Here is a 26,998-nt window from a genome sequence, read left to right as displayed (position 1 = left end):
TATGAATCTTTTTTCACACGCAGCCCGGCTGGAACAAGCCAACACCCCGTTCGCCATTGCCCAGATCATCGAGAGCCGTGGCTCCACCCCCCGCCATCAGGCCCAGATGCTGGTGATGGCCGATGGCCAGATCCTCGGCACCATAGGCGGCGGCATGATTGAACGGCTGGTGATCGACGAGGCGGTGGCCGCCATTGCCGAGCGCAAGCCGCGCATCTTCCACGGCCGGATGGCCCGCAACGGCGAACATGCGGTGGGGTCGGATTGCGGCGGCGCCATGTCGGTCTATATCGACGTCTACGGGCTGCGCCCCCGTCTGGTATTGATCGGCGCCGGTCACGTCAACCGGGCGCTGGCCCATGCCGCCGCGCCGCTGGGCTTTGATATCCATGTGGGCGACTGTTTTGAAGGGAGCCTCAACCCCGATCACTTCCCCGCCGGCACCCATCTCAAACAGGCCGATACCATCAGCGCGGTGATCGAGGCGCTGGCCATCGAGCCCGCCAACTTCGTCATCATCGCCACCAACCATCAGGACAAGGAGGCGCTGGATAAGCTCATCACCCGTCCCCTCACCTATCTGGGGCTGCTCGCCAGCAAGCGCAAGGTGCAGACCTTCACCCAGGCACTGCGCCAGCAAGGGGTGAGTCAGGAGCAACTGCAGTGCTTGCATGCCCCCATCGGCTACAACATAGGTGCCGAGACCCCCGAGGAGATCGCCATCAGCATCCTCGCCGAGCTCTTGCAAGTGAAAAACGGCAAGGCAGGTGGCCTGATGCAGGACGATGTGCGCCTCAAGCGGGATCAGCTGGTGGTGATGCGCGGCTCCGGCGACATCGCCACCGGGGTGGCGCTGCGGCTGTACAATGCGGGCTTCAAGGTGGTGATGCTGGATCTCGACAAGCCTACCGTGATCCGTCGCACCGTTGCCTTCGCGCAAGGGATGTTTGACGGTGAAACCAGTGTCGAAGGGGTGTGCGCCAAGCGGGTCGAGAGCGTCGAGCAGGCGTTCGAGCAGCTGGATCGGGGCATTATCCCGCTGCTGGTTGACCCCGACTGCGCAACCCTGAGTGAGCTCAAGCCCCGCTATCTGGTGGATGCCATTTTGGCCAAGCAGAACCTCGGCACTCACAAGGAGATGGCCCCTATCACTGTGGCCCTCGGCCCGGGCTTTGAGGCGGGGCGCGACTGCGATGCAGTGATCGAGACCAACCGTGGCCACCATCTGGGGCGGGTCATCTATCAGGGCCCCGCCCAGCCCAACACCGGCATTCCCGGGGTGATCGAGGGGCACTCCGCCCGCCGGGTGGTGCGCGCCCCCGCCCCCGGGGTGATGAAGAGCATTATCAAGCTCGGCGATCTGGTGCAGGAGGGCGATGTGATTGCCCATGTGGGGGATGCCCCCATTATCGCGCCGCTATCGGGCATGGTGCGGGGGCTGCTCAGCGATGGCATCGAGGTGCCGGTTGGCTTCAAGATCGGGGATATCGACCCGCGCGGCGAGCGCGCCGATGCGACTACCGTCTCTGACAAGGCCCGCGCTATCGGTGGCGCCGTACTGGAGGCCATGATGCACTTGGCCAAGCGCAGATAAGGGATGAGCCACGAGTTGCTGACTCGCAACCCGCCATACAAAGAGAAAGCCCCACAGTGATGGTGGGGCTTTTTTCGACCTGTCACGTTACTGCGCTCAAACGTATATCACGGCATGACCCGCTGCTGACGCCAGGCACGAAACGCCAGCACCGCCAGGGTAATCGCCGTCAGGGGTAGCACAAAACCGATCAGTGCCGCACTGAACTGGCTTTGCAGCGGACTGGATGTGGCTTGGAGGATAAGCCAAGTGGTGTAGCCGATGTAAAAAGCCAGAAACAGCGCCCCTTCCCAGCGGGCGATGGTGTAACCGGTAAAGAAGATGGGCAGGCAGGCGATCGCCACCGCAATCATCACCGGAATATCGAACTGCAGGGCGGTGGCCGACATCTCAAGTCCCCCTGGCGTCACCATGGAAGTAAGCCCCAGTACGCAGAGAATATTGAAAATATTGCTGCCTACCACGTTACCCACCGCGATATCACGCTCACCGCGCAGGGCAGCGACGATGGAGGTCACCACTTCCGGCAGCGAGGTACCGGCTGCCACTATGGTCAGTCCAATCACCAGATCGCTGACCCCGAAGTAGTGGGCAATCTCTACCGCGCTGCCGACCAGCAGCCGGGAGCCCAGGATCAACAGCGCCAAGCCTGCCACGATAAAGAGCAGATTGCGGGGCAAGCTGGCCGGGGTCACCGGCTCTTTTTGGCCAAACTCCTGCTCATACTCGGCCTGTACCGCCTTGGTTTCACGGCGGCTCTGGACAAACAGAAAGACGGTGTAAGCAAGGATACCGGCAAACAGCAAGGCACCTTCGAAGAAAGAGATACGGCCATCCCAACCAAACATCAGCACCAGCAGCGACACGGCTATCATCAAGGGCACATCGAAACGCACCAACTGCTGTGAAACCACCAGCGGCACGATCAAGGCCGAGACGCCGAGAATAAACAGCACGTTGAAGATATTGCTGCCGACCACGTTACCCACGGCGATCCCCGCCTGCCCCTCGAGGCCCGACTGAATGCTCACCGCCAATTCAGGGGCACTGGTACCAAAGGCCACTATGGTCAATCCCACCACCAACGGGGAGATGCCCATCATGGTGGCAAGGCGTGATGCCCCCCGCACCAGGTATTCAGCTCCCACCACCAGACACACCAGGCCCATGGCCAACCACAACAACGTCATCATACGGTTTCATCCTTGCAGTTAAAGTCCTTGAAATTATCATTTCAAATCAGATGCCTGCGCGCCTGCACAACTATCTTTCGCCATTGTAACTGGGCCTTGTGCCCCTGTCTCGGGCTCTGTTGAGTGGCCGGTCATTTACCTGCAAGAGGCCCTCGCCGCCGCGACCGTCACACCAGCTTGACGCGGGTTGCCCCCGCCACCGACACCACGGAGCGCTTGCCCTTGCGGCTGATCACCAACAGCGCCAGCACGATAAGGCCGATGCCGCTGCCCTCCACCGGCCCCGGGCTTTCGCCGAGCAGCCACCAGGAGAGCAGTACACCGGTCACAGGCACCGCCAAGGTGCTGAGGCTGGCAATCCCCGCCGGCAATTTTTTCAGCACAAACAGCCAGAGGCTCCAGGCCAGCGCGGTGGCGAAGATGGCGCTGTAGGCGAGTGCACCAAACACATAAGGCTGCCAGTCGATGGGCCGCTCCGGCACCAGCGCCGCCACCAGTGCCATCACTATGGTTGCGTAGATCATCTGCCAGGTGGTGAGGGACATCAGATCCACCTCGGGGTAGCGGGCATACATCCGCTTGGCGATGATGGCGCTGATCCCCCAGCAGATGCCAGACGCGATCCCCAGCAGCGCGCTCTTGAGGGATTCAAGGTGCAGCAGCCAGGGCTGGATCACCAACAGCAGCCCGCAGGCGGCCACCCCGACCGCCAGATAGTGCAACTTGCGCATCCGCTCACCGAGAAAGAGCGCCGCGAAGATCACCACCCAGAACGGCATGGTGTAGCTCAAAATGGCCACCTTGCCCGCCCCGCCGCTGATAAGGGCCCACTGGGCCAACCCCACCATGCCGCAGGTCTGGAACAGGGCGATGGCGAGGGTATAGCGAAATGGAGTAGGCCTGAGATAACGGCGCCCGCGCAGGGCCAATACCAGCAATAACACCAGGGAACCGCACAGGCAGCGCAGGGCGGTGAACTCGAATGCCCCCGCGTAGAGCATCACCTGCTTCATCACGATCCAGCTGTAACTCCAGATGGCGGTGAGCAGGACCAGTCCCCCCAGCGCCGCCATATTGATCTTTCCACTCATCTCTCACCACGCATTGCTCTGCCTTTCGCCTTTGTTCAGTTGGTCACCCTTTCTCGGGGTGGCCATCTTACCCCTGTGCTGGCGGGCTGCCCACGATCTATGGGCACATAGCCTACGGACAAATTGCCTGTGGGCAAATCGACCTCAGCCACGGCAGCGCCCTTGCCAAACACAGCAGGGGGCCAAGGCCCCCTGTCTATCAACCCGTCATCGCGCAGCACGCTACAGGCTGATCAGGGTACCGGTTTTGCCAGCGATCCCCTCGGCCGCCTTCTCCAGCAAGGTGATCAAAGATTTTCGCCCAGGCAGCGAGGTGGCGAACGAGAGCGCTGCCTCCACCTTGGGCAGCATGGAGCCCTTGGCAAACTGCCCCTGGGCGATAAAGCTGTTGGCATCGGCCACGCTCAGGGTATCGAGCCACTGCACATCGGGCTTGCCGAAGTTGATGGCGACCTTCTCCACCGCGGTGAGGATGATCAGCATGTCGGCGTCAATCAGTTCCGCCAGCTTGGCACTGGCCCAATCCTTGTCGATCACCGCACTGACGCCGCGCAGGTGGTTCCCCTCCCGCAGCACCGGAATGCCGCCGCCCCCGACGGTGATCACCACCTGACCGGCGGCCAGCATGGCAGCGACTGTCTCTTTTTCGATGATGTCGATGGGTTTGGGGGATGCCACCACCCGGCGATAGCCGCGACCGGCATCCTCTTTGAGCCGCTCCCCCTTGGCCATCAGTACCTCGGCCTCCTCCTTGCTGAAGAAACCGCCAATGGGCTTGCTGGGGTCGAGGAAGGCGGGATCGTTTTTATCCACCTCCACTTGCGTCACCAGAGTGGCGACCGGCTTGTGGATGCCGCGAGCAAGCAGCGCCTCGCGCAGGGCGTTTTGCAGGTCATAACCGATATAGCCCTGACTCAGGGCCACGCAGACCGACATGGGCAGATGGGGAGACTTGGGGTCGTGGCGGGCCGCCACCTCGAACGCCTGCTGGATCATCCCCACCTGCGGCCCGTTGCCGTGGGTGACCACCACCTCGTGCCCTTGGGCAATCAGGTCGGCGATGGTGTGCGCCGTGCTCTGCACCGCCTTCATCTGCTCGGGCAGGTTGTTGCCCAGAGCGTTGCCCCCCAGGGCCAGTACGATACGCTGTTTCATCTTGTGCTCTCCGATGATAAGGGTGGGCCGGCGTCATACCGGCTTGATTATTCGCTCTATCGCTGCTTTTTGTGCCGTGGCAAACGGCCCCCGCCCTAACGGGTTGCCAACTGCGTGGCGCAAGGGGGTGGCGCGCTGACCGCCGCGCCAAGCTTCGGGTCAAAGGGTGCCCGGGCCAGAAAGCGGCCATGCCCCCGTTGCCCGGTAAATTCGCCGTCGCGGGCCACTATCTCGCCGCGACTCAGGGTCATCCTGATCTGGCCGGAACAGCGCATCCCCTCATAGGGGCTGTAGTCGCCGTTGTCGTGCAGCGCGGCGTGGCGGATTTGGGTCTCGCCACGGGGATCCATCAACACCAGATCGGCATCGGCCCCCGGCTGCAGATTGCCCTTGCGCGGCCAGAGGCCAAACAGGCGCGCCGAATTGGCGCTGGTGAGCGCCACGAAGCGGGACGGCGAGATGCGCCCACCGAGCACACCGTGGGCAAACAGCAGCAGCATCCGGTTTTCGACCCCAGGCAAGCCATTGGGGCAGCGGCTGAAATCGCCCCCTGACAGGGTCATGCGCTGGGCGTGGGAGAAGTTGCAGTGATCGGTCGCCACCGTATCGATGTCGCCAGCAGCGACGCCGACCCACAGCTTGTCCTGCTCGCTGCGCCCTCGCAGCGGCGGGCTCAACAGGAAGTCGACACCGTTCTCCCGGTAATAGCAGGAATCATCGAGCAGCAGATATTGCGGGCAGGTCTCCACCCAGACCGGCTGACCCTGACGGCGCGCCAGTTTCAGATACTCCAGCCCCAGTCCGTTGGAGAGGTGGACGATATAGAGCGGCGCATTGCCAGCGAGCCCCGCCAGATTGATCATCCGGGCCACCGCTTCGGCTTCGCACTCCAGCGGACGGCTTTGCGGGTGATACCAGGGTTCATGGTGGCCCGCAGCCAACAGGTCGGCACGGCGCGCCGCGATGGCAGCGTCATTCTCGGGATGGACAGTGGCGAGCGCCCCCACCTCTTTGAGGCGGGCCAGGGCGCGCAGCACGTCATGGTCCCCCAACTTGTACTGGTAGGTGAGGTAGAGCTTGAAGCTGCTGATCCCCTCCTCCTGCACCATGGCGGCCATCTCATTAAGGATGGCGTCATCCACATGCTGGATCACGCCGTGAAAGCTGTAGTCGATCACCGCCTGATCGGCGGCGTAATCGTGATAACGGGCCAGCTGGTGATGCAAATTGCACCCCGCCGGGCCAAATCCCATGTGATCGACGATGGTGGTGGTGCCACCACAGGCGGCGGCACGGGTACCGCTGAAAAAGTCATCGCAACTGCGGGCAATGCCGACATCGATGTTGAAGTGGGTGTGGACATCGATGCCACCGGGCATCACATAGCAGCCGCTGGCATCGATCACCTCGGTCTCGCCATCGGGCTGGATATCGGCGGCTCGCGCGCGGATCACCCCGTTTTCGATCAGCAGATCCTGACGATATTCCCCTTGTGAATCGACCAGCACACCGTTTTTGATCAGCCGTTTCATCCCCACCACCTCGAACCTCAGATCGCTTCAAACACCAAGGCCCCGCCTGACCACGACGGGGTACTTGCCACACTTGCAACAGTAGGGCGACGATAGCGCGCGCCCTCCGCCCCCCCCCCCTTAGTTGTCCAGCTCGGCCAGATAGAGCATGGGGATCACCGCGTACATGGCGGCGCACTTGACCAGATGCTCTTTCCAGGTCATCTCGTTCGGCGCGTGGGCCTCCGGCTCTTTACCCGGGCCAAAGCCGATGACCGGAATGCCGTGGCGACCCATGATGGAGACCCCGTTGGTCGAGAAGGTCCACTTGTCCACCACCGGCTCCTTGCGAAACAGCTGGGTATAAGCCTTGGAGAGGGTCCGGACTGTGATGTGATCCTCTTCCACCTTCCAGGTCGGGAAGTAGCACTCGGTCGGATAGACCAGACCTGTGTAGGCCGGACGATCGTACTGGTACATGGAGACCTCGGCTCCGGCGGCTTGCACCGCAGGCAGAGCGCGGATCTCGTCCAGCGCACCTTGCCAGCTCTCGCCCCAGGTGAGACGGCGGTCGATGGAGACGGCGCAGCTGTCTGCCACGGCGCAGCGGCTTGGCGACGTGAAGAAGATCTCGGAGACGGTCAATGTGCCCTTGCCGAGAAAGTCATCGTTGCCGAGGTTGTGGCTGAGCGCCTGCAACTCGCCCAGGATCGGGCCCATCTTGAAGATGGCGTTGTCACCACGCTCCGGCGCGGAGCCGTGGCAGCTCACCCCTTGCACCTCGACACGGATCTCCATGCGGCCACGCTGGCCACGGTAGATCTGGCAGTCGGTCGGCTCGGTACTGACCACGAACTCGGGGCGGATCTTGCTCTGCTCTATGATGTACTGCCAGCACAGACCGTCGCAGTCCTCCTCCTGTACTGTGCCGGTCACCAGCAGGGTGTATTGATCTTCCAGCCCCAGATCCTTGATGATCTTGCCGGCATAGACCATGGAGGCCATACCCCCTTCCTGATCGGAGGCGCCACGGCCACCGATGATCTCGTGATCTTCCATCCCCTCATAGGGGTCGAAGGTCCAGTTGGCCATGTTGCCGACCCCCACGGTATCTATGTGGGCGTCCATGGCAATCAGGTGCGGGCCGTGACCGATATAGCCCAGCACGTTACCCATGGGGTCAATCTCGACCTTGTCGAACCCCACTTTTTCCATCTCCTGCTTGATGCGCAGCACCACCCGCTTCTCGTCGCAGCTTTCACTCGGGATGGCGATCATGTCGCGCAGGAACTGACTCATCTCGGCCTTGTACTGGTAAGCCTTCTCCAACACCATTTCAAACGGAATTTGCTTGCTCATTGTGATTCTCCAAACATTCGAGAGTGGGCGGCCTGTTCGTCGGCAACGCCCTGTACCCGTCACCGCGCCCCGTGGGCGAGGCGCGATCAATTCTTCAATTCGTGTCTCTGCTCTTGCAGGAAGTGACTCGCAGCCGGGTTAATCGCAGGCCGGGTGTTTGCCTTCCCACACCACTTCCCGGTAGTGGGTCACATCGGTATCCCCTTCGGTGTTGATGATCAGCACCACGGCGTCGCGACTTAGCCCGAGACGCGCCATCAGCGCCGCGCGATCCGGGTGATGACGCACCGCCGCCAGCACGCCGGTACCGACCGAGCCGGACTCGCCGGAGATGATGCGAGGGTCATTGCCAAGGGGATTGCCCAGCACCCGCATGCCCAGCGCCGATACCTTGTCATGGCAGGAGATGAACTGGGTGGTGCAGCTTTTGAGCAGCGGCCAGCCGAGGGGATTGGGTTCGCCGCAGGCGAGACCGGCCATGATGGTGCGCATGTCGCCCCCCACATTGACCATCTCCCCCGCCACGCCGGAGCGGTAGATGCAGTCGGCCTGATCCGGCTCGATAACTATGCTGTGCAGGTTTCTCGCCCCGAAGCAGTCCACCAGATAACCGAGCACCCCACCCGCCAGCGCCCCGACCCCGGCTTGCAGCAGCACGTGAGTGGGCTGCTTGATACCCATCCCCTGCATCTGCTCGACCGCTTCGTCGGCCAGGGTGGAGTAACCCTGCATGGTCCAGGTCGGGATCCTGGTGTAACCCTCCCAGGCGGTGTCCTGCACTATGTGCCAGCCGCGCTCTTGGGCCATCTTCATGGTCAGGCGCACTGTGTCGTCATAGTTCATGTCGGTGACGATACACTCGGCCCCCAGCGCCAGGATGTGATCCACCCGCTCCTGCGTGGAACCCTTGGGCATGTAGACCACCGCATGCTGCCCCACCTGCTTGGCGGCCCAGGCGACGCCGCGACCGTGGTTGCCATCGGTTGTGGTGGCAAAGGTCATCGGCTCCTTGATGGTGCGTTTGATGAGATCGAAGGAGAAATCCTCGATGGCCACCCCGTATTTTTCACAGAGCAGGTTGGCGATGGCGTAAACGCCACCCAGCATCTTGAAGGCATTGAGGCCAAAGCGCTTTGACTCGTCCTTGACCAAGATATTTTTCACCCCGATATAGGCGGCCAGCGCTTTCAGGTCGCACAGGGGGGTCGGCTCATAACCGGCCAGTTTTTTATGAAAGGCACGCGCCTTTTGTGCTTCAACACGGGAAAACAGCGGTGATGGCTCGGCGGTAAAAAAGCGGTTATCGGCAATATCCATCTTCAGAGAAAATTGGGACATGAATACCTCACAGAGAGTCATCTCGCCGAGGGACATTGATTAAAATGAGCCCCGGGGAGAGAACTCGTGATAATAATTTCGCCATGATGGCCGGGCGGGAAAATGTTCCCGGCCCGGCCCAACCATTATTTGACGCGCTTCTGCGCCTCTTTGAGCAAGCCCTCAAGCGCGGCGCCCGGCGCCGAGAATTTACGGGCAACTATCATGGCGGCGATAATATAGGGCTTCCAGCTCGCCTCTTTATAAGTAGCGATGCGGTATTTCTCGAATACCCCTTCGCTCACCTCGCCCGCCTGACAGGAAACGCCGGAAATATCGGCGGGCAGGCAGTGCATATAGAGCGCTTCGCCACCCTTGGTAAGGGCCATCATCTCCTCGGTGCAGTGCCAATCCTTGTGCTTGGCGTTCTGCTCCAGACAGTGTTTCTCCAGCTCTTTGAGGCCGGCGTGGTCGTTGGCCCGCAGCAGCTCGGTGCGCTGCTCCATCACCTTGTAGGGAGCCCAGGACTTGGGATAGACGATATCGGCGTCCTTGAACGCCTCTTCCATGGAGGTGACCTGACGGAAACTGCCGCCGGAGGCCTTGGCGTTCTCATGGGCCACCGCGATCACGTCCGGGATCAGGTCATACCCTTCGGGATGCGCCAGGGTCACGTCCATGCCGAAGCGGGTCATCAGCCCTATGATGCCCTGGGGCACGGAGAGCGGCTTGCCGTAGCTCGGGGAGTAGGCCCAGGTCATGGCAATTTTCTTGCCTTTGAGGCTCTCCAGGCTGCCGAAGTGCTCCTGCAGCCAGGCGAGATCAGCCATGGACTGGGTCGGGTGATCAATGTCGCACTGCAGGTTGACCAGGGCCGGGCGCTGGGGCAGCACCCCCTTCTCGAACCCTTCGTCCAGTGCCGCACCCACTTCACGCATGTAGGCGTTGCCCGCCCCCAGATACATGTCATCGCGAATACCGATGGCATCGGCGCAAAACGAGATCATGTTGGCGGTTTCACGCACCGTCTCGCCGTGGGCAATCTGGGATTTGCCCTCGTCCAGATCCTGCTGGGTGAGGCCAAGCAGGTTCAGGGCCGAAGCATAGGAGAAACGGGTACGGGTCGAGTTGTCACGAAACACCGAGATACCCAGGCCGGTATTGAACAGCCTGGTGGCGATGTTCTCGGCCCGTAGCCCCTTGAGGGCCTCGGCCAGCTTGAGGACCAGCGCCAGCTCCTGGGGGGTCTGCTCCCAGGTCAGCAGAAAGTCCTTTTCATGCAGGTTGGATTTGAGCTCATTGATCTCTTTGATTAACTGGTTCACTGCTTTCATCGTTAGCCCCAATCTGTTGATGAGATATGGATTGCTCCCCTTCCACTCACAAGGTCACCGAAAATAGGGTCATTGGGTGAGTTCATCGGTCAGCGTCAAATAAAAGCAATCAATAAGCGTGCCAATGCGGTATTTCAGGAGGAATAACGAAAAACAGGAAAATAGATGTGCGCCAGCGCACAGGAGAGCGCCATTTAGACATACTGGGGGGCACTTTCACGATAAATGCCGGCACACCTCAGTGACATTTAAAATAGTGCCAGGATATGCGCTGATAATTATCACCCTGGCTATCAGATACGGGCAGCGAATTGATAGGCAAGGTGGGTAAATTATCATAATGATAATGGCCGTGCCCCAGACGCAGCCATTATCTGCGAGCAAACCGCCGCTTGCGACCAGCGGCGGTGTGAGGATCAAGCTTGCACGGCGATCTCGTACTTCTTGATCTTGCGATAGAGGGTCGCAATTCCAATGCCCAGCGCCTGGGCAGCCAGCTTCTTGTTGCCAAGGCGCAGCAAGGTCTCCTCTATTGCCTGCTTCTCCATGCTTTCCAGCCCGTTTTCCCCGAGAGGCAGCTCCCGGCTACGCTCGGACGGGCCGGTTTCAGCCATGGCGGGAGAGGCCGTGGCCGGCGCGGGACGACCCGCAGCCACCGGGTTCTCCCCGGCGCCGGGCCATTGATTGTGCAAAAGATGGGAGGGCTGCTGCAAATCCTCAGATATCGCCTCTGTATCACGGTGCTGGTTGCGCAATATGTTGGGGGGCAGGAGTATGCTCTCGATCACCTCCCCCGCCTGCACCACGTTGACCAGGTATTCGATGAGGTTGCTGAGCTCGCGCACGTTGCCGGGCCAGCGATATCCCTCAAGCAGGCCCATCACCTCCGGGCTCAGCCCCGGATAGATGAGGCCAATGCGGCTGGTGTGCAAGTTGAGGAAGTAGTGGGTCAGCAGCGCCACATCCCCTGCCCGCTCACGCAGCGGCGGCAGGTGGATGGGGATGACGTTGAGACGATAGAAGAGGTCTTCGCGAAACTTGCCCTCGGCAATGTACTGCTCCAGATGCTGGTGGGTCGCGGCTATGATGCGAATGTCCACCGGCACGGGGCGGCTGGCGCCTATCGGCGTCACTTCCCGCAGCTCCAGCACCCGCAGCAGTTTGGCCTGCATGGTGAGCGGCATGTCCCCTATCTCGTCGAGAAACAGGGTGCCCTGATGGGCAGCCTGGATCAGCCCCTGCTTGCCGCCACTGGAAGCGCCGGTGAAGGCCCCTTTCACGTAACCAAACAGCTCACTCTCCAGCAGTTGCTCCGGAATGGCGGCGCAGTTGATGGCGATGAAAGGCTTGTCATGGCGAGGGCTGAGGCGGTGAATGGCGCGGGCCACCACCTCCTTGCCGGTGCCGCTCTCACCGCAGATCAGCACGCTGGAGGGGCTCAGGGCGATGCGATGGAGCAGTTTTTTCAACGCCCGCATCGGCTTGCTTTCGCCGATCAGCAGCGCCATGCCCTCGTCCGGCTCCAGCGGTTGGCTCAGGGCCGGGTGGGACTGGTGAAACGCCATCAGAAACAGCTGCTGGCCCTGCACATGGTGCAGCTGGCCTATGATGAGCTCCTGGCGATCAGCCAGTGTGATGATGTGCTGCATGTGCCCGGTCAGCCCCTGCTGGGCGAAGGTGAGCGGACGCACGCCAATCTCGCGCCCCAGCAACTGCTCTTGCTGGCAGTTGAGCTGCTTGAGCGCCACCTCGTTGGCATAGCGCAGCTGGCTCTTCTCGTCGAGCAGCAGGCACCCCTGATCCATGTGACTCATCAGGGTCAGGAACACCTTGTTGACCCCGTCTGACAAGCCACGGGAATCGAGCAGCTTGGCCACGAAGATGCTGGAGATATGCTGCACATAGTCGCACACCTCCTGCAGATTGTTATTGAGGCGGGCCTGCTGCTCGGCGTTGAAGGCCACCAGGCTGATGACCCCGATGCAGGTCTCCTCCACCATGATGGGCACCCCGAGGAAGGCGCGTTCCCGGCAGCTATCCTTGCAGCTGCACCCCTCACAGACAGGATCCTCGCTGGTGTGGGTGACTATCTTCTCGCTCTGGTGTTCGATCACGTAGCGCAACAGGCGGGAGTCTCCCTCCAGCTGGCGGCCGAAAAACGTGCCGTAAGGGCCGGTTCCCGCCACCCGCACCATGTTGGCGTCGACGATTTCCACTTCCAGTTGCAGCACGCTGGCCAGCATCTTGGCAAAGCGCAAGATGGTGGGCTGGATCTGCATCAACAAACATTGGTTACTGACGGACATCATGCTGTTAATCCCTTGGCTCCCACCCAGGGTGGGATTCATGCTGGCCAGATACTATGCCAATTCGACGGCAGCAACTTCGCCGAGGATCACGAAAAGGGAACTTGCACTCCCCCTCTGCCGGGAGTGAGAGCTGGCGCAGACAGGGGAAAATAAGAGCGAAGGAGCAAGCCAGGGACGCCAGCAGGCGTCCTTGCAAGCAACACAGGGTCAACCGCTCAGATGCAGGGCCAGCCAGACCGCCAACGGGATCACCACGACCGAGAGCGCATTGCCGCCGAGCACGATACTGGCCACCTTCTCGGGCTGGCACTGGTACTGCTCGCACAGCATGTAGTTGAGCACCGCAGGGGGCAGCGCCACCGACAGCATCAGCAGCGGGATCCACTCCGCCTGCAACGGCAGCAACCAGACCGCCAGCCAGAGCGAGACGCCGCCCGCCAACAGGTAGAGCAGGTTGCACTTGAGGGCGAGCCCCAGGTGGTCAAGCTCCCCTTCCATCAGGCGGATACCGAGGGCAAACAGCATCAGGTGTAGCCCGCCGCCGAAAATGAAAAAGAGTTACGGGGAAAATGAGAAACTACCAGCTCAGTAGTTTATCAAACTTGATGGCACCGCAATCACTGAATTTGATAAGCCGGTTAAACCGGCATTAAACCTCTATCTCATAGGTCGGTAAATCCGGCGCCTCTCCTGCCAGCTCCCCTCCCCTGTAAAACGCCTTCTTGCCGACGGCTACCCCAGTGCCCCGTACTGTGACCGTCCCACCCGCCAACGAACTAAGAGTGGTCGTTGTGGTACCTACTGCGGTCACGGTTCCAACCAACAGCGGATCGGCGCCGGGCACTAGCTCCAGGAATCGCTTAAACAGGTTCATACAAATCGCTCCACACTCAGTTGCTGGCGTACCGTCATGGCCCGATTCTGCAGCGCAGCAGAGACCCTGATGCCCCGGTTGTAACCCTTCCAACCGTCCACGGCGAGCAGAGCGCCCGGTAAGATCAAACCGGTATCGGCAGACAACGGCAGCTCGATGGTCTGGGTACGCTTAGGCATGGTCTTGGCCAGCCCCACCACACCTTGGGCACGGGCTGCCGTCACATCACATACCAGCGGGTGGGTAATAGTCGGCGCTTGCTGTTCGCCAGCCGTCCCCTGGCGTACCACCCGCGCACTGATGCCCTGGTGGCCACCGCTGACCCAGATCCCGTTGGCGGCATGACCCGGCTGGAAGTCACTGCCCAGGGTGGTAATGATGGCGCGGGGGATCGCCACATCGGCCTGAGCAGTATCGAGCTGCCACGGCACTGTGGGATAACGTGGCTTGATGACCAGATGACGGGTGCGCTGGTGTGGCAGCACAAAGCCACCGGCCGCCTCGGCCAGGTACCTGACCACCTCGATCGGGGTCTGGTTATCCAGGCTAAAGAACCCGGCAGGCACCAACCAGTCAGCCGCTTGCCAATCCAGCGTCCAACCAACAGGCAAGACGGCGGCCGCCAGCTGGGCCATGGTCGCGGCAGCGCGCTCACTCACCGCCTGCGCCAATACATGGGTCGGAGACAGATAAGCGGTGCGAGAGCGTCCCGTCAGCGTTGCCGACTCACGACCAAAGCTCTGGCTCGATTGCCAGCCATCGCACACGCAGTCCCATTGCTGACCGTTGATATGAATGCTGACCTCTTCCTCATCGGTCAACGCAGCCGCCGCAATACGGGGGATCTGAGCACTAAACTGCCACGCCCAGGAGTCTGTATCGAGCTCGATACTCACCGCGGTAGCTGGGATATCGAGACCATCGCGTACCCGCACAATCTCCGCTGTATTGCTCACCAGATAAACCCTCCGGGTTGGAATGACGATTGCCGCATCACTGCCCTGCCAGACAAACTCCAGCTCTGCCGTGTCGCGCTTGCGCCCGAACGCCAGGCGCAGCACCCGCTTATCGGGGCGAATGGGTGGCTTGGGTGGTTCTGGCGGCGGCGTCTTGCCCCAGGTGGGCGTGATGGCCTCATCCCAGCCATCACGCCAGCCCTCTATCAGCGGCTTGCCGTGGTGCCAGGCTTGAGCGGCCACCCCCTTACCGATGGGGATGCCCTCTTGCCACTGGTCAGCCTGCCAGACCTTGTCAAAGCGCGACGGGTTGGTGAACCCGACCAGGCGCCAGCTGCCAACCGGCGCAGCCTCAACCCACAGGGACTGATTCGCCACATGGCCAGCGGCCAGGCTGTCATAGCCCTGGCGGTTCTGCTGGCTGACCGGCAGCCCCTCGGCAAAGCCCTGTTGATTGGCCATGAACGTCTGGGGCATCTGCTCGCCCAACTCGGCCACCTGCTGCTGATGCGCGTCTGCCTGTTGCCACCGGTCGTGGCTGGTTGCCCGCTCGGTGCCTGCCTTCTGCCATTCGCTACTGAGGTGCTGGGAATGGCTATCTGCCCGATCCCAAGCATCCCCCATTGCACTGGCAGGGCCCCGAAATACATTCTGGTCATACTGCCCGGCGATCACCGGTACCGGGGCGCGGGATGTGCTGGCCATGACGCACTCAATGACGAACGTGCCGACCAGTTCCCCCCGGCTATGGGTATGGCTGCTCAGCCGCCCCGGCAACACCACCGAACCGCCCAGCTGAGCACTGGTGCGATGCGGGGCGCCAGCCAATACCGATGCCAGCACCAGCCCTGGTGACGCGCTCAGGCGCGGCGGCATGGTGGTACCGTTAAGGATGCCGACCAGCCGCACCACCTCAGACTGATTCAGCTCCAGCTGGCCGGTGCTGTTCCTGGCCTTGCGTAGTTCTAAGCTCGCATCCTTTCTGGCCATGGGGCCCCCGGTTACGGTTCAGTGATGGTGGCGGTATTGATGCGGATCAGCGCACCGGCAAAAAACTCCGCTGCTGGCAGCTCCAGATCGGCGCCGCTGCCCGGCACCCCGACATAGAGATCCGCCACAAAGGCCCCATCCCGGTCAATAATGCGCCCCCAGGTGGGGGCGCCGCTGCCAGTGGCCATCTGTTCGGCCAAGGGTTTCAAGGTCAGCACCCCACCAGCGATCGTCTTGGCACAAGGGTGGCTGAACGTGAGCACCACCAGAGCCAGCTGGTCGGTGATGGCCGCCCCTGGCGCCGGTTTGGTGCCGGTGTAGATGGTCAGCTTGGCACTGGCCCCGCTGCCCGTATCAATGGCCGTGGCCAATAACTGGGCGCGACTGGTGCGCAGCCCTTCGGCATAGGAGATCATGGTTATTTCCTCTTGAGCGGGGCAATCATGGGGAACGGCGCAGGCGCCACGCCTCCGCCAGGCGGGTAGGGTTTCGGTGCCTGATAGTCGGCGGCCACGGCGTTGTAGTCGGCGGGGCCAAAGGCGGGGTCGTCCTGAGCGACCAACATATAACGCTTGTTCAGCCACAGCAGATCGAACCGATAGACCCCATCCGATGCGCGGCTGTAGGTCTCGCCAACCAGCTCGCCATCCTGGGTGAAGCAGAGCACCCGGCGCCGCACTCCCACCCCGCTGATGGTCACCGTGCTTTCAATAAACCCCTGCTCCACATTGCGCCCCCCATCACGGATCCAGAAATAGTCCCGTCCCTTACAGAGCGGGTACTGGGTCTGTTGCTGGAGGTTGACCGGCCCCGCATACATCGACGGGGCGCCGCGCCATGTCACATCTTGCAGCTGGAATTGGCTGCGCGACTCCTGGTTGGCAGCTATGGCTGTCATCGGTTGCAGCTTGAAGTTAACCGGCTTATTTAACAGATCTCGGCGGGCTGAAAGCTCTACTGCCGTCAGCTCCCGGTTATAAAAAGCAACGTGGGCCAGCGCCGCAGAGGTGGCATATAAGCCGTTACGGGAAAATAGGTGAACTGGCAAATTACCCTGATTGCCTTGGATCCCGTTGCCCGTTGCGGGGCCTCCTATCATCAAGGGAACACCGTTCAGGTAAATCTTGGTGACCCCGTTCACGCTGGTAAACACCATATGGCCAGCCAGGACGGGGCTTGCTCGTCCATTTGCAGGTGCCGTACTCGCCCCCAGCACGAATTGATATGAGGGGGTGCTCATCCCCGCTGCCGACCCAATGCTTTGCAGCGACCAGTTTTGGTTATCCCCACCGCGCTCGGCAATCACCAGGTTGGCATCCTCGTTATGACTGATGATGCACTCCATAGTGAAGGTTCTACCGCGATACTCCACCCGGTCAGGAATAGCGACCAAAGGAGAGGAAACGCCACTCGTCGCCACAATATCCATGTCGGCTAACGTCAACACCTGCTGGCGAAAGCTGCCGTTCTGGCTGCCATGATTGGCGATGACAGATATATCCCGGCCAAGATTGGCGATGGTGTCCAGTGGGTGATACCCCACCGGATTGCTGGCCATGATCAGATCTCGCAATGCTTGATCGCTTGCCATGACTTATCTCCATGGGCCGGTAAGGTCAAACCCGACCATGGTGATGGGGTCTCCACTGGAGCACTGTTCTTCATACCCTGCTCGAATGAAGCGAAGCAGTTTATTTGGCAGTGCCGGGAGGTCTTTGAAATTCTTTCTATCCCAAGCTGGTACAGTCGCATATGGACAAACTAAACCCGGCAAATACCCTCTCAAATGGCTGCCGCTTTCTAATACCATGATCGGGTCTGTTGAAAGATAGAACCCATTATCTGGGCCATTCGGTGTGTTTAACCCATTCCCAAACCTGGTAAAAAGTCCTTTTAAAAACCAGTTGGTTGCACCGAACAATTGATGATACGGCCTGGCAATAACGCGGTATCCTGCGCTATCAAATTTTGCGAAGTCTTGCCCCCAAGATGCCCCATAGTACGCACCAAGGCCACTTGACCAAGCCTTGCCCTGATCAGCAGCATTGGTCGTTGAGTAATGATTCAAAATGGCATGATAGCGATCACCTGGTCGAACCGAGCGGATATAGCCAAAGCAGTAAATGAATTGATAACTCCTAGCTGCATACGCAGGAATAAAGTAGAACAGCTGACTATCACCAATCACATCCCATCGCTTATTTGAGTAGCGCCCGGTACACGGCCAACGGTGCTCAAAAATCGTAGTGTAGGTATTGATATCCACTACATCCTCAACCATCGCTACCTTGGCGAGGTATGCAGGGTTAGATGCACCAACCCATCCGCTATACGGGCTATTGTCGATGCGCAGGCTGACATTCCCCGACTCGCTGACATTGGTGGGGCGCACGATGAAGATCTTACCATCCCCGCTTTCGTGGGTGATCGTCCAACCCAGCGGCGCCACCTTCATGGTCATGGCCGCGCCAGACCCCGACGCCCCCGGATCCCCGGCATCCAGCTCGAACCACACCTGGGTGCTGCTGATCTGCATCACCCGATGCTCGCCGTTGTAGGCGGCAGGCGATCCCCCCTCGACCTGAACAACTGAGTCTTGCAGATAGGCATGACCACCGGTAAAGGTCGCCACCGCCCACCCCTTGGCGACATCGAAAGCCAGCGCGTTGATGGTCAGGGTGCCAAAGCCGGTGACCAGCACCGCCTTGAGCAGCGCCGCCAGGGCGCCGTCTTTGTCATCCCCTAAGCTGGGTGCTCCCTGCATCTCGCTTGCGAACCATTTGACCTTGTATTCAGCCATTGCTTTTCTCTCCACGGGCAAGGCGCAACGCCTCACCGCTTAACGGTTGACGTTGCCCCTGAGCTGGGCCTCGAAACGGTCGGTATCTACCGCAGCCACCGACTGCAAGATGGTGCGGATAAACCAGATCGGGTAATTGGCGGCGTAGGTGTTGAACCGCAGCACGTTGCCCGCAGCCCAACCGGCGCCCCAGCCACGCCGGTCAAGCCTGAAATAGGGCTGGCCGTTGTTGGGGTTGATGGGGGCAAAGTCGGTATTCACGTCCCCCACCGCAATTTGGCCCACATGCTCGCCGACCAAAATAAACGTGGTGGTGGTCTGGAAGATGATGGCCCAGCGCTCTTGCAGGGTCGCACGGTTGGTCACCACGATCGGGAAGTCCGTATCGTTGTATTCCACCGTGCAGGGGTCGCCAATCAGAAAATCAGACCAGTTATTTGTCCAGGTGCGTTGGTCGAACAGCGCCCCATAGCGGGCCCACAGGTCACCGATGATCAGGGCGCTGGATACCAGGGTATCCGCCGCCTCATAGTTGTGACTGAGGGGCCGCGCCAGGGTGATGCGGCCCGAGATCTCCACATCGGTGGCCAGACTCATATCCTCGACCCGGTGAACCACGATCAGCGGCTCCATATAGCCGGTCAGATCCAGTGGGCTGGCCAGGGTCACCATCCCGCTGTTCATGTTGACGCTGTAAAGCTGCGGCGCCAGCTCCTTGCCGTTCTTATCCTCCACCCGGCAATAGGTCAGCCGCTCGCGCCCGGTGTTGAGCTGCTGCCCGGCCTGTCCCCCCATGGGAAAGGCGCTGCGCTTGGTGGAATGCACCACCACGATGTATCCCTTGCGAATGAAGGGCACCCGGCCATCGGATGGCAGGCGCACCGGATCCAGCTTGATCAGATCCGCATCGAGCGGCAGATAGCTATACACCACCGCATTAAACCGGATGGTGTCCGCCACCACCGACAAGGGGCGCCAAATCTTGCCATCGACCACCATATCGGGGTCAAACCAGGGTTTACTCTCGTTGCCCGCCGCCGTCACCAAGCGGCCAAAGCGCACCGATACCACACCTGTCTGATAGTCCACCTTGCCGGTTACATCCTGGCTGGTGATGGTGCCATCGCCGTTGGCGGTCACCTCAAACCGGCGACCGTCTGCGGTGTTGCCGCTAAGGTAGAGGCTGGATGGCGCAATGGGTGCCCCCGGCGTTCTGAATGTCACCTCGTCCACCGTCTGGGCCACCAGGCTGGTGACCAGCGAACTCAGGGCAGCCACTGGCACCGCGCCAGGGTTCCAGACCGTCACGGTCGCCTTGCCGGTGGCGTAATCCAGTGTACCGGCCTGCTCACCGGCCCCAGTGGATGGGTCGATGTTGCGATAGAGGATCCCTTGCCTGTCCACATAGACAGACCCGCCCAGCGCAAAGCGCACTGAGTTGGCCAGGATCGCCTCGCCGCTGCGCGGGGTGATATCCAGCACCAGCGGGGTGGCGGTCACGGTGTCTTGGCCCGCTTGGCTTGCATTGTTGCTGCGGTACTCCACCTCGACCCAACCACTGTCGTCCACCGGGAACAGGTAGGCGGCCTGCACATAGTAGATTTCAACCAGTGTCCAGCGCTGGCGGGCAATGGTGTTGCCGTGGCCATCGCCATAGGTGCCGATGGTGCGCCACTCATAGCGGGTTTTCGGAATGCCGCCCTGGCCATCCGGCTTGATGGTGATCTGGCCGGTGGTGTAGTTGACGGTACCCCGCTCCACCCCTGCCGCATCCAGCAGCTTGCCCGCGCCGTTGTCACGGACACTGATGATCGGGTCACGCTGGGCGATCACCAGTTCGGTGTCGTCCTTCACATCCTCATAAAGGGCATTCCAGCGCAATGAGACCATTCTCGGGGTCAGGTTCTGCTTGGCCAGCTGCATGGTGATCGTCCCGTCCGGGTTGCGGGCTGGGTAGTCAAAGCGTTGGGAGTCCGGGTCGCCGTACTGGTAAACAACCTGGTACTCCTGACCGCCATCCGGCAGGGTCGCCACCCGCAGGGCCAGATCGCCGGTCACATAATTGATGGTGCCGGTGGCATCGCCGGTCAGCTGGCCCGCCCCGTTGTCGATGGCGGTTTTGGTCGCGCCACCGGCTTGCCAGGTCAGGGTCAGGCTGTTGGGAGTGATCCCCTCATGGGCCAGCTTGTGGGTCAGCTGCACCGGATCCAGCACCATGCTGGCGCGGTTGAGGTAAGAGACCTTGGTACCCCAGCTGAACATGATCGCGCTGTTCACATCCGGCAGCGCCCCCAGGGTCAACACCACAGAGCCGGTGGTGAAGTTAAGCAGGCCAGAGCCATAGGATTTGTCCTGGCCAAACAGCTCCCCGCGCCCATTGTCTTTCAGGTCGTACCATTTGCCCTGGGCCAGATAGCTGACGGTCAGCGAACCGGGGCAAGGGGTAGGTAGCAGGGTCGCGGTGTAGGCATAGCCCCGGTTGTTGGCGGCGATCTGGATCTGGGCTGTGTCAGCGATGCGCGATGGCATCACTGCCGGGCGAAAGCTCACGGTTTTGCTGGCCGCGCCATAGTTCGGGCACTGACTGTTGAAGGTCAGCAGGCCGCGCCCGTAGTCGATAGCCCCCACCACGGTACCGACCAGGAACAGCTCGCCGCCCTTGTCGGTGATCACTGCCGCGCCTATGGTGACCGATACGCTGCCCGGCATGGCACCAATCCCCAGGAACAGCCCCTGACTCGGGCTGACCGGTGAGGTGGTGGTGAAGGTGTGGGGACTGCCCACCCCGGACTCCAGCAGGGCGCCCAGCTCACCGGCAGCAGTCAGATCCACCACCGGGGTTTCACTGCGGGCACTGGGTACCAGCTGGGTGAAGATGGTCTTGGCCTGCACCCGCATTGCACCCAGCGCCGCATCCGCGACCAGCTTGGTGGTAGAAAAGTAGTTGGCGGCATCGGCCACCACGGTTTCCCGCAGAGTGGTCTTGGTGGTTGCCTGGTCATAGGGGCTGGGCTGCTCCCCTTCAAAGGTGTAGCGCAGTGGGTCAGTGATCACGCAGGTGACCACGTTGCGGGTGAACTCGCCCTGGTAGCCAGATACCCCGAACTTGCGCAGCTCGGCGGTTACCCGGTCAATCCGTACATACTGCTCAACCTCGTTCCCCTTCCCTTCGTTGCCGACCAGCACCAGCACCTCCCCGACCTCCGGCAACCGCACCTCAATGCGTTGCAGGATGCGGATCGCCCGCTGCCCTTCCAGCTGGGTATCGTAGAGCACCCCCTGCCACTTCGGGCCTCTGGCCTGATAGCGCTCCAGAGTGTTGCGGGCGTTGTCGCGGGTGTCGTTGTGGTCTTTGGTGGTCATCAGCGTCAGGTTGACGCTGGGATCACTGGGCGGCAGCAGCACCATGGCATTAGCGCCATAGTAGGTGTCGGTGTCGTCCGTCTGCACCGCCAGAAACGCCTTGCGCATATTCACGGTGCCATAGGCCCGATCCATATCGCTGATATCGGGAAACAGGCTGTTATGGTTACCGCTGATGATTTCGCGGCCAGTGATGCGACCACCGCCGTCATCGGTATCAACCAGGCGCTGGCTGGCCAACAGCACGATATCGCCAGAGAGAATGGTCATGGGGTTACCTCTGTGAGATTCAGGGTCAAGGCATAGGGGTCGCCCCCTTCCGGGTCGGCCATCTCGACCAGTGGCGTGGCCACCACGCCAGGGCGGCGCCACACTACGGTGCGAGCAACACCATCGAGCAGGGTCAACGTCATCAGCTGGGCCACCTGCGCCTCCAGCACCTTGATCTCCTGCACCTTGGAGCGGGAGCAATGCCCGCTCAGGGTCAGCGGCCGCCCCTCGGGCTTGGCGGTCTCCTCCACCAACAGGGCGCCGCTCAAGGTCGGGGTCACCACCTGCTCGACCGGCGCCCACTCGAACTCATCGCGCCAGACCAGATCATCTGGCAGCAGCACGCTGTTTAAGGTCACGTTCATTGACGTAACCCTTGCTGTTTAAGAAGGGAAATCAAGGCATTCGCATTGGCCTCATCGGCCTGCAGTTCGGCCGAGCCCCCTGCCCCTTTGAGCTCTATGGTGATCCGCTCGGACAAGGGCCTGCGTGTCCCTGGGGTGCTGGGGGTAGATGGCTCTGCAGTTGGGACTGGTGGCCGGGCAGCGGCCTGGTTGGTTTTGGCACTCTCCTTGGCCAACGCTTTGTTGAGCTCCTCTTTAAGGCGGGCCTGCATCGCCTCCATCTCTTTTTGGAACTTCTCGCCGTAATACTTGCTCCACTCGCTGTAGGCCGGAATGTCCTTGACCTTCTGGCTGTAGCGGGCCAGCTCCTCCTCCACCCCGGCCAGGGTATTGGCCAGCCCCTCGGCATTGCCGCGCAGGCTATTGATATCCACGCTCTTGTAGTAGAAAGAACCGGCATTCACGGTGCGGGTGATATCGCCTCGACCACCGCCCCCGCCGCTACTGGCAAGGCTGGCATTGGTCTGCTTGGCTTCATCTTGTACCCCTTTAAGTCCTGCCCGCATCGCATCGGTGGCCCCTTTGGCCCGAGCGGCAGCCTCGTCAAAACCATCACCAATGGCCGCGACTGCCTGCTTGGTATCGCCACTCCCCCCTTTCACCTTGGCCATGGCATCGGCAGCGATGGCCATGGAGCGGGCCAGCGCATCCCCGGTGATCTTGCCCTGGGCGGCCAGTTGCTTTTGCCGCGCGATCACCGCATCGATCTCGGCGGTGGTCTTGGCGCTGTTGTAGGCGGCCGCCATCGCCTCCTCGATGGCGGCACTACTGGCCCCCGTGTGCGCCACCAATACATCCAGGGCGCCGATGGTCTTCTGAAAGCCCGCACCTATACGACCATTAGCCCGTTCGAAGTCCAGCCCCAACTCCTCAAACGCCTTGGCCAACTTAGCCGGGCCATCGGCGGCGGTTTGCTTGGCCACCGCATTGATCTCGGCCAGATAATCACGGGTACTCTTGGCCTCATCACCCAGCGCTTTAACGGCTGCGGCGCCTTGTCGCCAGCTCCCAGTGGCCTCGTCGTAATGCACCTTGCCCTCAGCCACCAGGCGATCGAGATCCGCCATGCTGGTGATGGCAAAACCCAGCTCCGTTGACAGGGCGGCAAACTGACCATTGAGGCGGGCCTGAGTCTCGGAGCGCAGCCCTTGCGCCTCTCGAAGTGCCAGCTCAGCCCGCACCAGCTGACGCAGGGCAGAGGCAAATTGGGTGATCTGGATGATGGACTCGACCGTCACGGCGGCCAGCAACCCCTTGACGGCTGCGCCCAGTACCCTGACCCCTATCGCAGCACCGGCTGCTGCTGTGCCCGCTGTCGTCATACCGCCTGCTGCTGTCGCTGTCGCCACAGGCATGGCAATAAACTGGGCATAGAGGCTGCGCAGATCACCAATCCAGCCCGCGATTTTGAGGCCGACCCACGCCTGGGCCAGCACGGTCAGCGCGGTGCGCCACTCATAGAGGGTCTGGATCAGCGACTTGAGGGTTTCCCCCATGGAGATAAAACCATCGGAGAGGCGCTTGGCCCACTCCTGCAGGCGGCCATCCCTGGCCATCGCCTCAAATTCGGCATTAAGGCTGGCCAGCTGGTTTTTGAGCCAGGCCAGCGCCCCGTTCTCGGCCACCATCCGGTAAAACTTGCCGAGGTTGTCCTGGGCATTGGAGATAAGCCCGGAGAGCAGGCTCATGTTGTCGGCAGCCGCACCGCGCGATTGGGCCGCAATCTCGTTCATCAGGGCAGAGATGGTCTCGCGGCCCAGCTTGCCCGCCTCAGAGAGCTTCTGCAGTTCGGTGGTATTCTTGCCAGTCACCTGCTCCAGCATCTGCCAGACCGGCACGCCACGCTCAATCAGTTGCAGGATCTCCTCCCCCTGCAGCTTCTGCTTGGCCCAGGCTTGGCCGAGCGCCAGGGAGATGCCTTGCACCTCTTCAAAACCGCCGCCCAATTTGAACGCCTGATCGACAATGCCCTGCATGGCCCCCGCCATGGGGTCAATGCCGAACGCCTTGAGGCGCACGAATACCTGGGTGACTTCACTGAGCTGTAGGGGGGTGTTCTTGGCAAAGTCCTGGATCCAGGCTGACGCCTCTTTGCCACCGGCAATCGACCCCATCACCGCCTTGAGCTGCACATCGAGGCGCTCGACCTGATCGCCAGTCTGGAACATGGCCATCAGTTGGGTGGTAAGGGTCTGAATACCGAACCAGGTACCCGCCAACGCCACCAGGCGGCCGGTCAGACTGCCGATGGCCCCTTGAAAACCACCGGCATGCTGACTGCTCTGGCTAAGCTCGCGCCCCAGCCGTTCGGTCTGGGCGACACTCCTGGTCAGCTCACGCTGCAGGCGCTGCTGTTCCTGGGCAAGGTTCTTGGTATCGAGCCCGGACTGCTTGAGCCCGGCATGCAGGCGGGTATGACTGGCGGACTGAGCGACCAGCTGGCGCTCCAGTTGCTTGACCTCGGAAGTCAGCAACCGCTCTTGTTCGGCCAGCGCCTTGGCATCGCCACTGCCTGCTTGTTGCTCGCGGCGCAACTGCTCCAGCTTGTCACGGCTGAGCACGGTCGCCAGTTCGAGCTGGGTGAGGGCGGTCTTTGAATCATTGAACTGCTGGATCAGCGCCTGCTGGCGGCTTAACGATTCGAGGCTCTCGGCCAACTGCGCCGTTTCGGCGGCCGTCTCGTCGGAGATAGGGCCCAGCTCCTGCACCTCACCCGCCAAGGCGGCCAGGTCTTCCCGACCGGTGACCTTGGCCGCCAGCTCCAGGGCAAGTTTGAGGGTGGTTGAGGTGGACATGGGGCATTCCGATCAGATTCAGATATGCCCTATTGTGGAGATATGGCAAAATAGATGGGTTTATGGCGAATTACTGAGATTGGTCACAGGAAGAGTACAACCGTTTGATTATACTAGGTTAGTAAATGGTAACGAACTTGACATTAGGCTTAAGGATAGGCGAGCAAAATAACTATGGACTTCATCAATCAGACACCCCAGAACATCCAACAACTTGTGGCAGATGCAAACAAAAAGCATTGTTGGAAAACTCGTATCTCGGCGTTAGAAGAATTACGGAAGTACGATTGCCAGCAGTCTCGGGATGTAATAACTAGACTTGCACTCCATGATAAGGTCTACAAAGTCAAAGAAGAGGCATTCAGGGCAGCACAAGCCCTGGGCATAACGAAAGGTGGGGTACCTATTCGGCTTGGTAAAAAGGACATTGGCTTCAAGCCATCTGATTTCACAAAAATTTTCCAAAGAATTAAGCGCGAGCAAAAAATGATAGAGCTGGATCTGATCAAGTTCAAAACAGCTTTTGAGAACATTAATCCTGAAATGCTAGATGTTATGTCTTTTGAGAAAGGGGATAAGTTGGATTCCTGGATCGAAGATATCTACAAGAACCTCCCTAAAAAGTGAGTGCTTGGGTTCAATCCACAGAACTTATATTCGATTCCACTAGCTGGCGGAATCAATGACCCCATAGACATTGGAGAAAAAATTGAGCGAGCCAAAGATCCCCCCCGTGTGCGGCATTGTGATGCCAATCTCCACCTTAGATGGGTGCACCGAAGCTCACTGGGCAGATGTCTTAGAGATATTGACTGAATCTATTGAGCAGGCTGGATTTGAGGGTAATCTTGTAAGTAATGCCGATGATGTAGGTATTATTCAGAAAAGAATAATCCAAAATCTATATGACAACCCAGTAGTAGTATGCGACGTTAGCGGAAAAAACCCGAATGTAATGTTTGAACTTGGATTGCGTCTAGCATTTGACAAACCAACTATTATAGTCAAAGACGACAGAACAACTTATTCATTTGATACATCACCAATTGAACATCTAGAGTACCCCAGAGATCTTAGGTTTTCTCGTATTGTTGATTTTAAGAAAAAACTTGCAGAAAAAATTAGGGCAACACATGAAAAAGCAACTGCCGATAGTAACTACACAACCTTCCTGAAACACTTTGGGGAGTTCACTGTTGCCAAACTGGACAAAAAAGAAGTGTCTGGACAAGAATTTATCCTCGAAGAATTAAGATCTTTACGCATGACCATGCGGCGAATGGAGAGAAATCAAAGGGAGCGAGAACCTGAACCAAAACCATCGACTGGGAGTGTTGATATCTGTCTAGGTGATGTTAGCGAATCAACAGCCCGAGCCATGTTAAAACGACTAACAATTCATCCAGATGTATTGCGGGCTGAAATTTCTGAACGAGAACCTGATCATAGGCATCTGCTGGTAATCCCTTCAGATCCGAGTACATGTGAACAAATCGAGGTCATGATTCATAACATGTTAAATAATCTTTCCCCAGAAGATAAGATAAGAACTCGCCGAGTGCTAAAAAAGTCAACATTATAAAATGATTCATTCTGCAACCGGATTACCCACAAGTAGTTTTTATAGATAATTTTAGATCTCCAACAGACTACTTTATTCGCTATATAGTAAAAAACGGCGGG

At 60.0% G+C, this 26,998-nt stretch carries 19 protein-coding genes and 1 pseudogene; 3 read left to right on the top strand and 17 right to left on the bottom strand.

Going from position 1 to position 26,998, the window contains the following annotated elements; genetic code table 11:
• The first annotated feature begins 1 nt into the window (after position 1).
• Positions 2-1,594 carry a selenium-dependent molybdenum cofactor biosynthesis protein YqeB gene (gene yqeB, locus BN1129_RS15385; RefSeq protein WP_042037631.1) on the top strand — a complete coding sequence of 531 codons (1,593 nt, stop codon included), beginning with the start codon at positions 2-4 and terminating at the stop codon, positions 1,592-1,594.
• A gap of 107 nt (positions 1,595-1,701) precedes the next feature.
• Here yqeB and BN1129_RS15380 read toward each other — a convergent pair whose 3' ends face one another.
• The 17 genes and pseudogenes from BN1129_RS15380 to BN1129_RS15300 form a co-directional block, all read right to left on the bottom strand.
• On the bottom strand, positions 1,702-2,787 hold the full coding sequence (locus BN1129_RS15380; protein WP_042037630.1) for a calcium/sodium antiporter: 1,086 nt from the start codon (positions 2,785-2,787) through the stop codon (positions 1,702-1,704).
• Positions 2,788-2,954: 167 nt separating this feature from the next.
• The gene (locus BN1129_RS15375; protein WP_042037629.1) at positions 2,955-3,878 is read right to left on the bottom strand and encodes a DMT family transporter; all 924 of its coding nucleotides are present in this window, start codon (positions 3,876-3,878) and stop codon (positions 2,955-2,957) included.
• 222 nt (positions 3,879-4,100) lie between these two features.
• Entirely contained in the window at positions 4,101-5,033 is a 933-nt protein-coding gene (gene arcC, locus BN1129_RS15370) for a carbamate kinase (RefSeq protein WP_042037628.1), read from the bottom strand.
• Positions 5,034-5,128: 95 nt separating this feature from the next.
• A complete protein-coding gene (hydA, locus tag BN1129_RS15365) occupies positions 5,129-6,565 on the bottom strand; it encodes a dihydropyrimidinase (protein ID WP_042037626.1) in 1,437 nt (478 codons plus the stop codon).
• A 120-nt stretch (positions 6,566-6,685) separates the two neighbouring features.
• Positions 6,686-7,903 (bottom strand): YgeY family selenium metabolism-linked hydrolase, encoded by a 1,218-nt coding sequence (locus tag BN1129_RS15360; RefSeq protein WP_042037624.1) that lies wholly within the window; start codon positions 7,901-7,903, stop codon positions 6,686-6,688.
• A 138-nt stretch (positions 7,904-8,041) separates the two neighbouring features.
• Entirely contained in the window at positions 8,042-9,241 is a 1,200-nt protein-coding gene (gene dpaL, locus BN1129_RS15355; protein WP_042037837.1) for a diaminopropionate ammonia-lyase, read from the bottom strand.
• Positions 9,242-9,366: 125 nt separating this feature from the next.
• Positions 9,367-10,554: a knotted carbamoyltransferase YgeW gene (gene ygeW, locus BN1129_RS15350; protein ID WP_042037623.1), complete on the bottom strand. Its 1,188-nt coding sequence runs from the start codon at positions 10,552-10,554 to the stop codon at positions 9,367-9,369.
• 416 nt (positions 10,555-10,970) lie between these two features.
• Positions 10,971-12,863 (bottom strand): sigma 54-interacting transcriptional regulator, encoded by a 1,893-nt coding sequence (locus BN1129_RS15345; protein ID WP_042037622.1) that lies wholly within the window; start codon positions 12,861-12,863, stop codon positions 10,971-10,973.
• A 207-nt stretch (positions 12,864-13,070) separates the two neighbouring features.
• Positions 13,071-13,391: pseudogene (locus tag BN1129_RS15340) on the bottom strand (AEC family transporter); the annotation flags it as partial.
• Between the two features lie 121 nt (positions 13,392-13,512).
• Positions 13,513-13,737 (bottom strand): hypothetical protein, encoded by a 225-nt coding sequence (locus BN1129_RS24500; protein ID WP_042037617.1) that lies wholly within the window; start codon positions 13,735-13,737, stop codon positions 13,513-13,515.
• A complete protein-coding gene (locus BN1129_RS15330) occupies positions 13,734-15,683 on the bottom strand; it encodes a hypothetical protein (protein WP_042037616.1) in 1,950 nt (649 codons plus the stop codon). The genes BN1129_RS24500 and BN1129_RS15330 overlap by 4 nt, the downstream gene beginning before the upstream one ends.
• Before the next feature lie 11 nt (positions 15,684-15,694).
• Positions 15,695-16,099 carry a hypothetical protein gene (locus BN1129_RS15325; RefSeq protein ID WP_042037615.1) on the bottom strand — a complete coding sequence of 135 codons (405 nt, stop codon included), beginning with the start codon at positions 16,097-16,099 and terminating at the stop codon, positions 15,695-15,697.
• A gap of 2 nt (positions 16,100-16,101) precedes the next feature.
• Positions 16,102-17,274: a LamG domain-containing protein gene (locus BN1129_RS24250; protein ID WP_052449366.1), complete on the bottom strand. Its 1,173-nt coding sequence runs from the start codon at positions 17,272-17,274 to the stop codon at positions 16,102-16,104.
• A 3-nt stretch (positions 17,275-17,277) separates the two neighbouring features.
• Entirely contained in the window at positions 17,278-18,483 is a 1,206-nt protein-coding gene (locus tag BN1129_RS15315) for a hypothetical protein (protein ID WP_042037614.1), read from the bottom strand.
• Positions 18,484-18,522: 39 nt separating this feature from the next.
• Complete coding sequence (locus tag BN1129_RS15310) at positions 18,523-22,116, bottom strand: hypothetical protein (protein ID WP_042037613.1); 3,594 nt, start codon at positions 22,114-22,116, stop codon at positions 18,523-18,525.
• The gene (locus tag BN1129_RS15305) at positions 22,113-22,481 is read right to left on the bottom strand and encodes a hypothetical protein (protein WP_042037611.1); all 369 of its coding nucleotides are present in this window, start codon (positions 22,479-22,481) and stop codon (positions 22,113-22,115) included. The genes BN1129_RS15310 and BN1129_RS15305 overlap by 4 nt, the downstream gene beginning before the upstream one ends.
• Positions 22,478-25,315 (bottom strand): tape measure protein, encoded by a 2,838-nt coding sequence (locus BN1129_RS15300; protein ID WP_042037609.1) that lies wholly within the window; start codon positions 25,313-25,315, stop codon positions 22,478-22,480. Before BN1129_RS15300 ends, BN1129_RS15305 begins: the two co-directional genes overlap by 4 nt.
• A 174-nt stretch (positions 25,316-25,489) precedes the next feature.
• Here BN1129_RS15300 and BN1129_RS15295 point away from each other — a divergent pair, with 174 nt between their 5' ends.
• Together BN1129_RS15295 and BN1129_RS22705 are read left to right on the top strand one after the other, a co-directional pair.
• A complete protein-coding gene (locus BN1129_RS15295) occupies positions 25,490-25,942 on the top strand; it encodes a hypothetical protein (protein WP_042037608.1) in 453 nt (150 codons plus the stop codon).
• 82 nt (positions 25,943-26,024) lie between these two features.
• Positions 26,025-26,897 (top strand): hypothetical protein, encoded by an 873-nt coding sequence (locus BN1129_RS22705; RefSeq protein ID WP_209418520.1) that lies wholly within the window; start codon positions 26,025-26,027, stop codon positions 26,895-26,897.
• Positions 26,898-26,998 lie beyond the last annotated feature (101 nt).

Source organism: Aeromonas popoffii (assembly GCF_000820025.1).
GTDB classification, from domain to species: domain Bacteria; phylum Pseudomonadota; class Gammaproteobacteria; order Enterobacterales; family Aeromonadaceae; genus Aeromonas; species Aeromonas popoffii.
The sequence above is the reverse complement of the archived record's forward strand: the minus strand, read 5'-3'. Positions and strand labels throughout refer to the sequence as shown.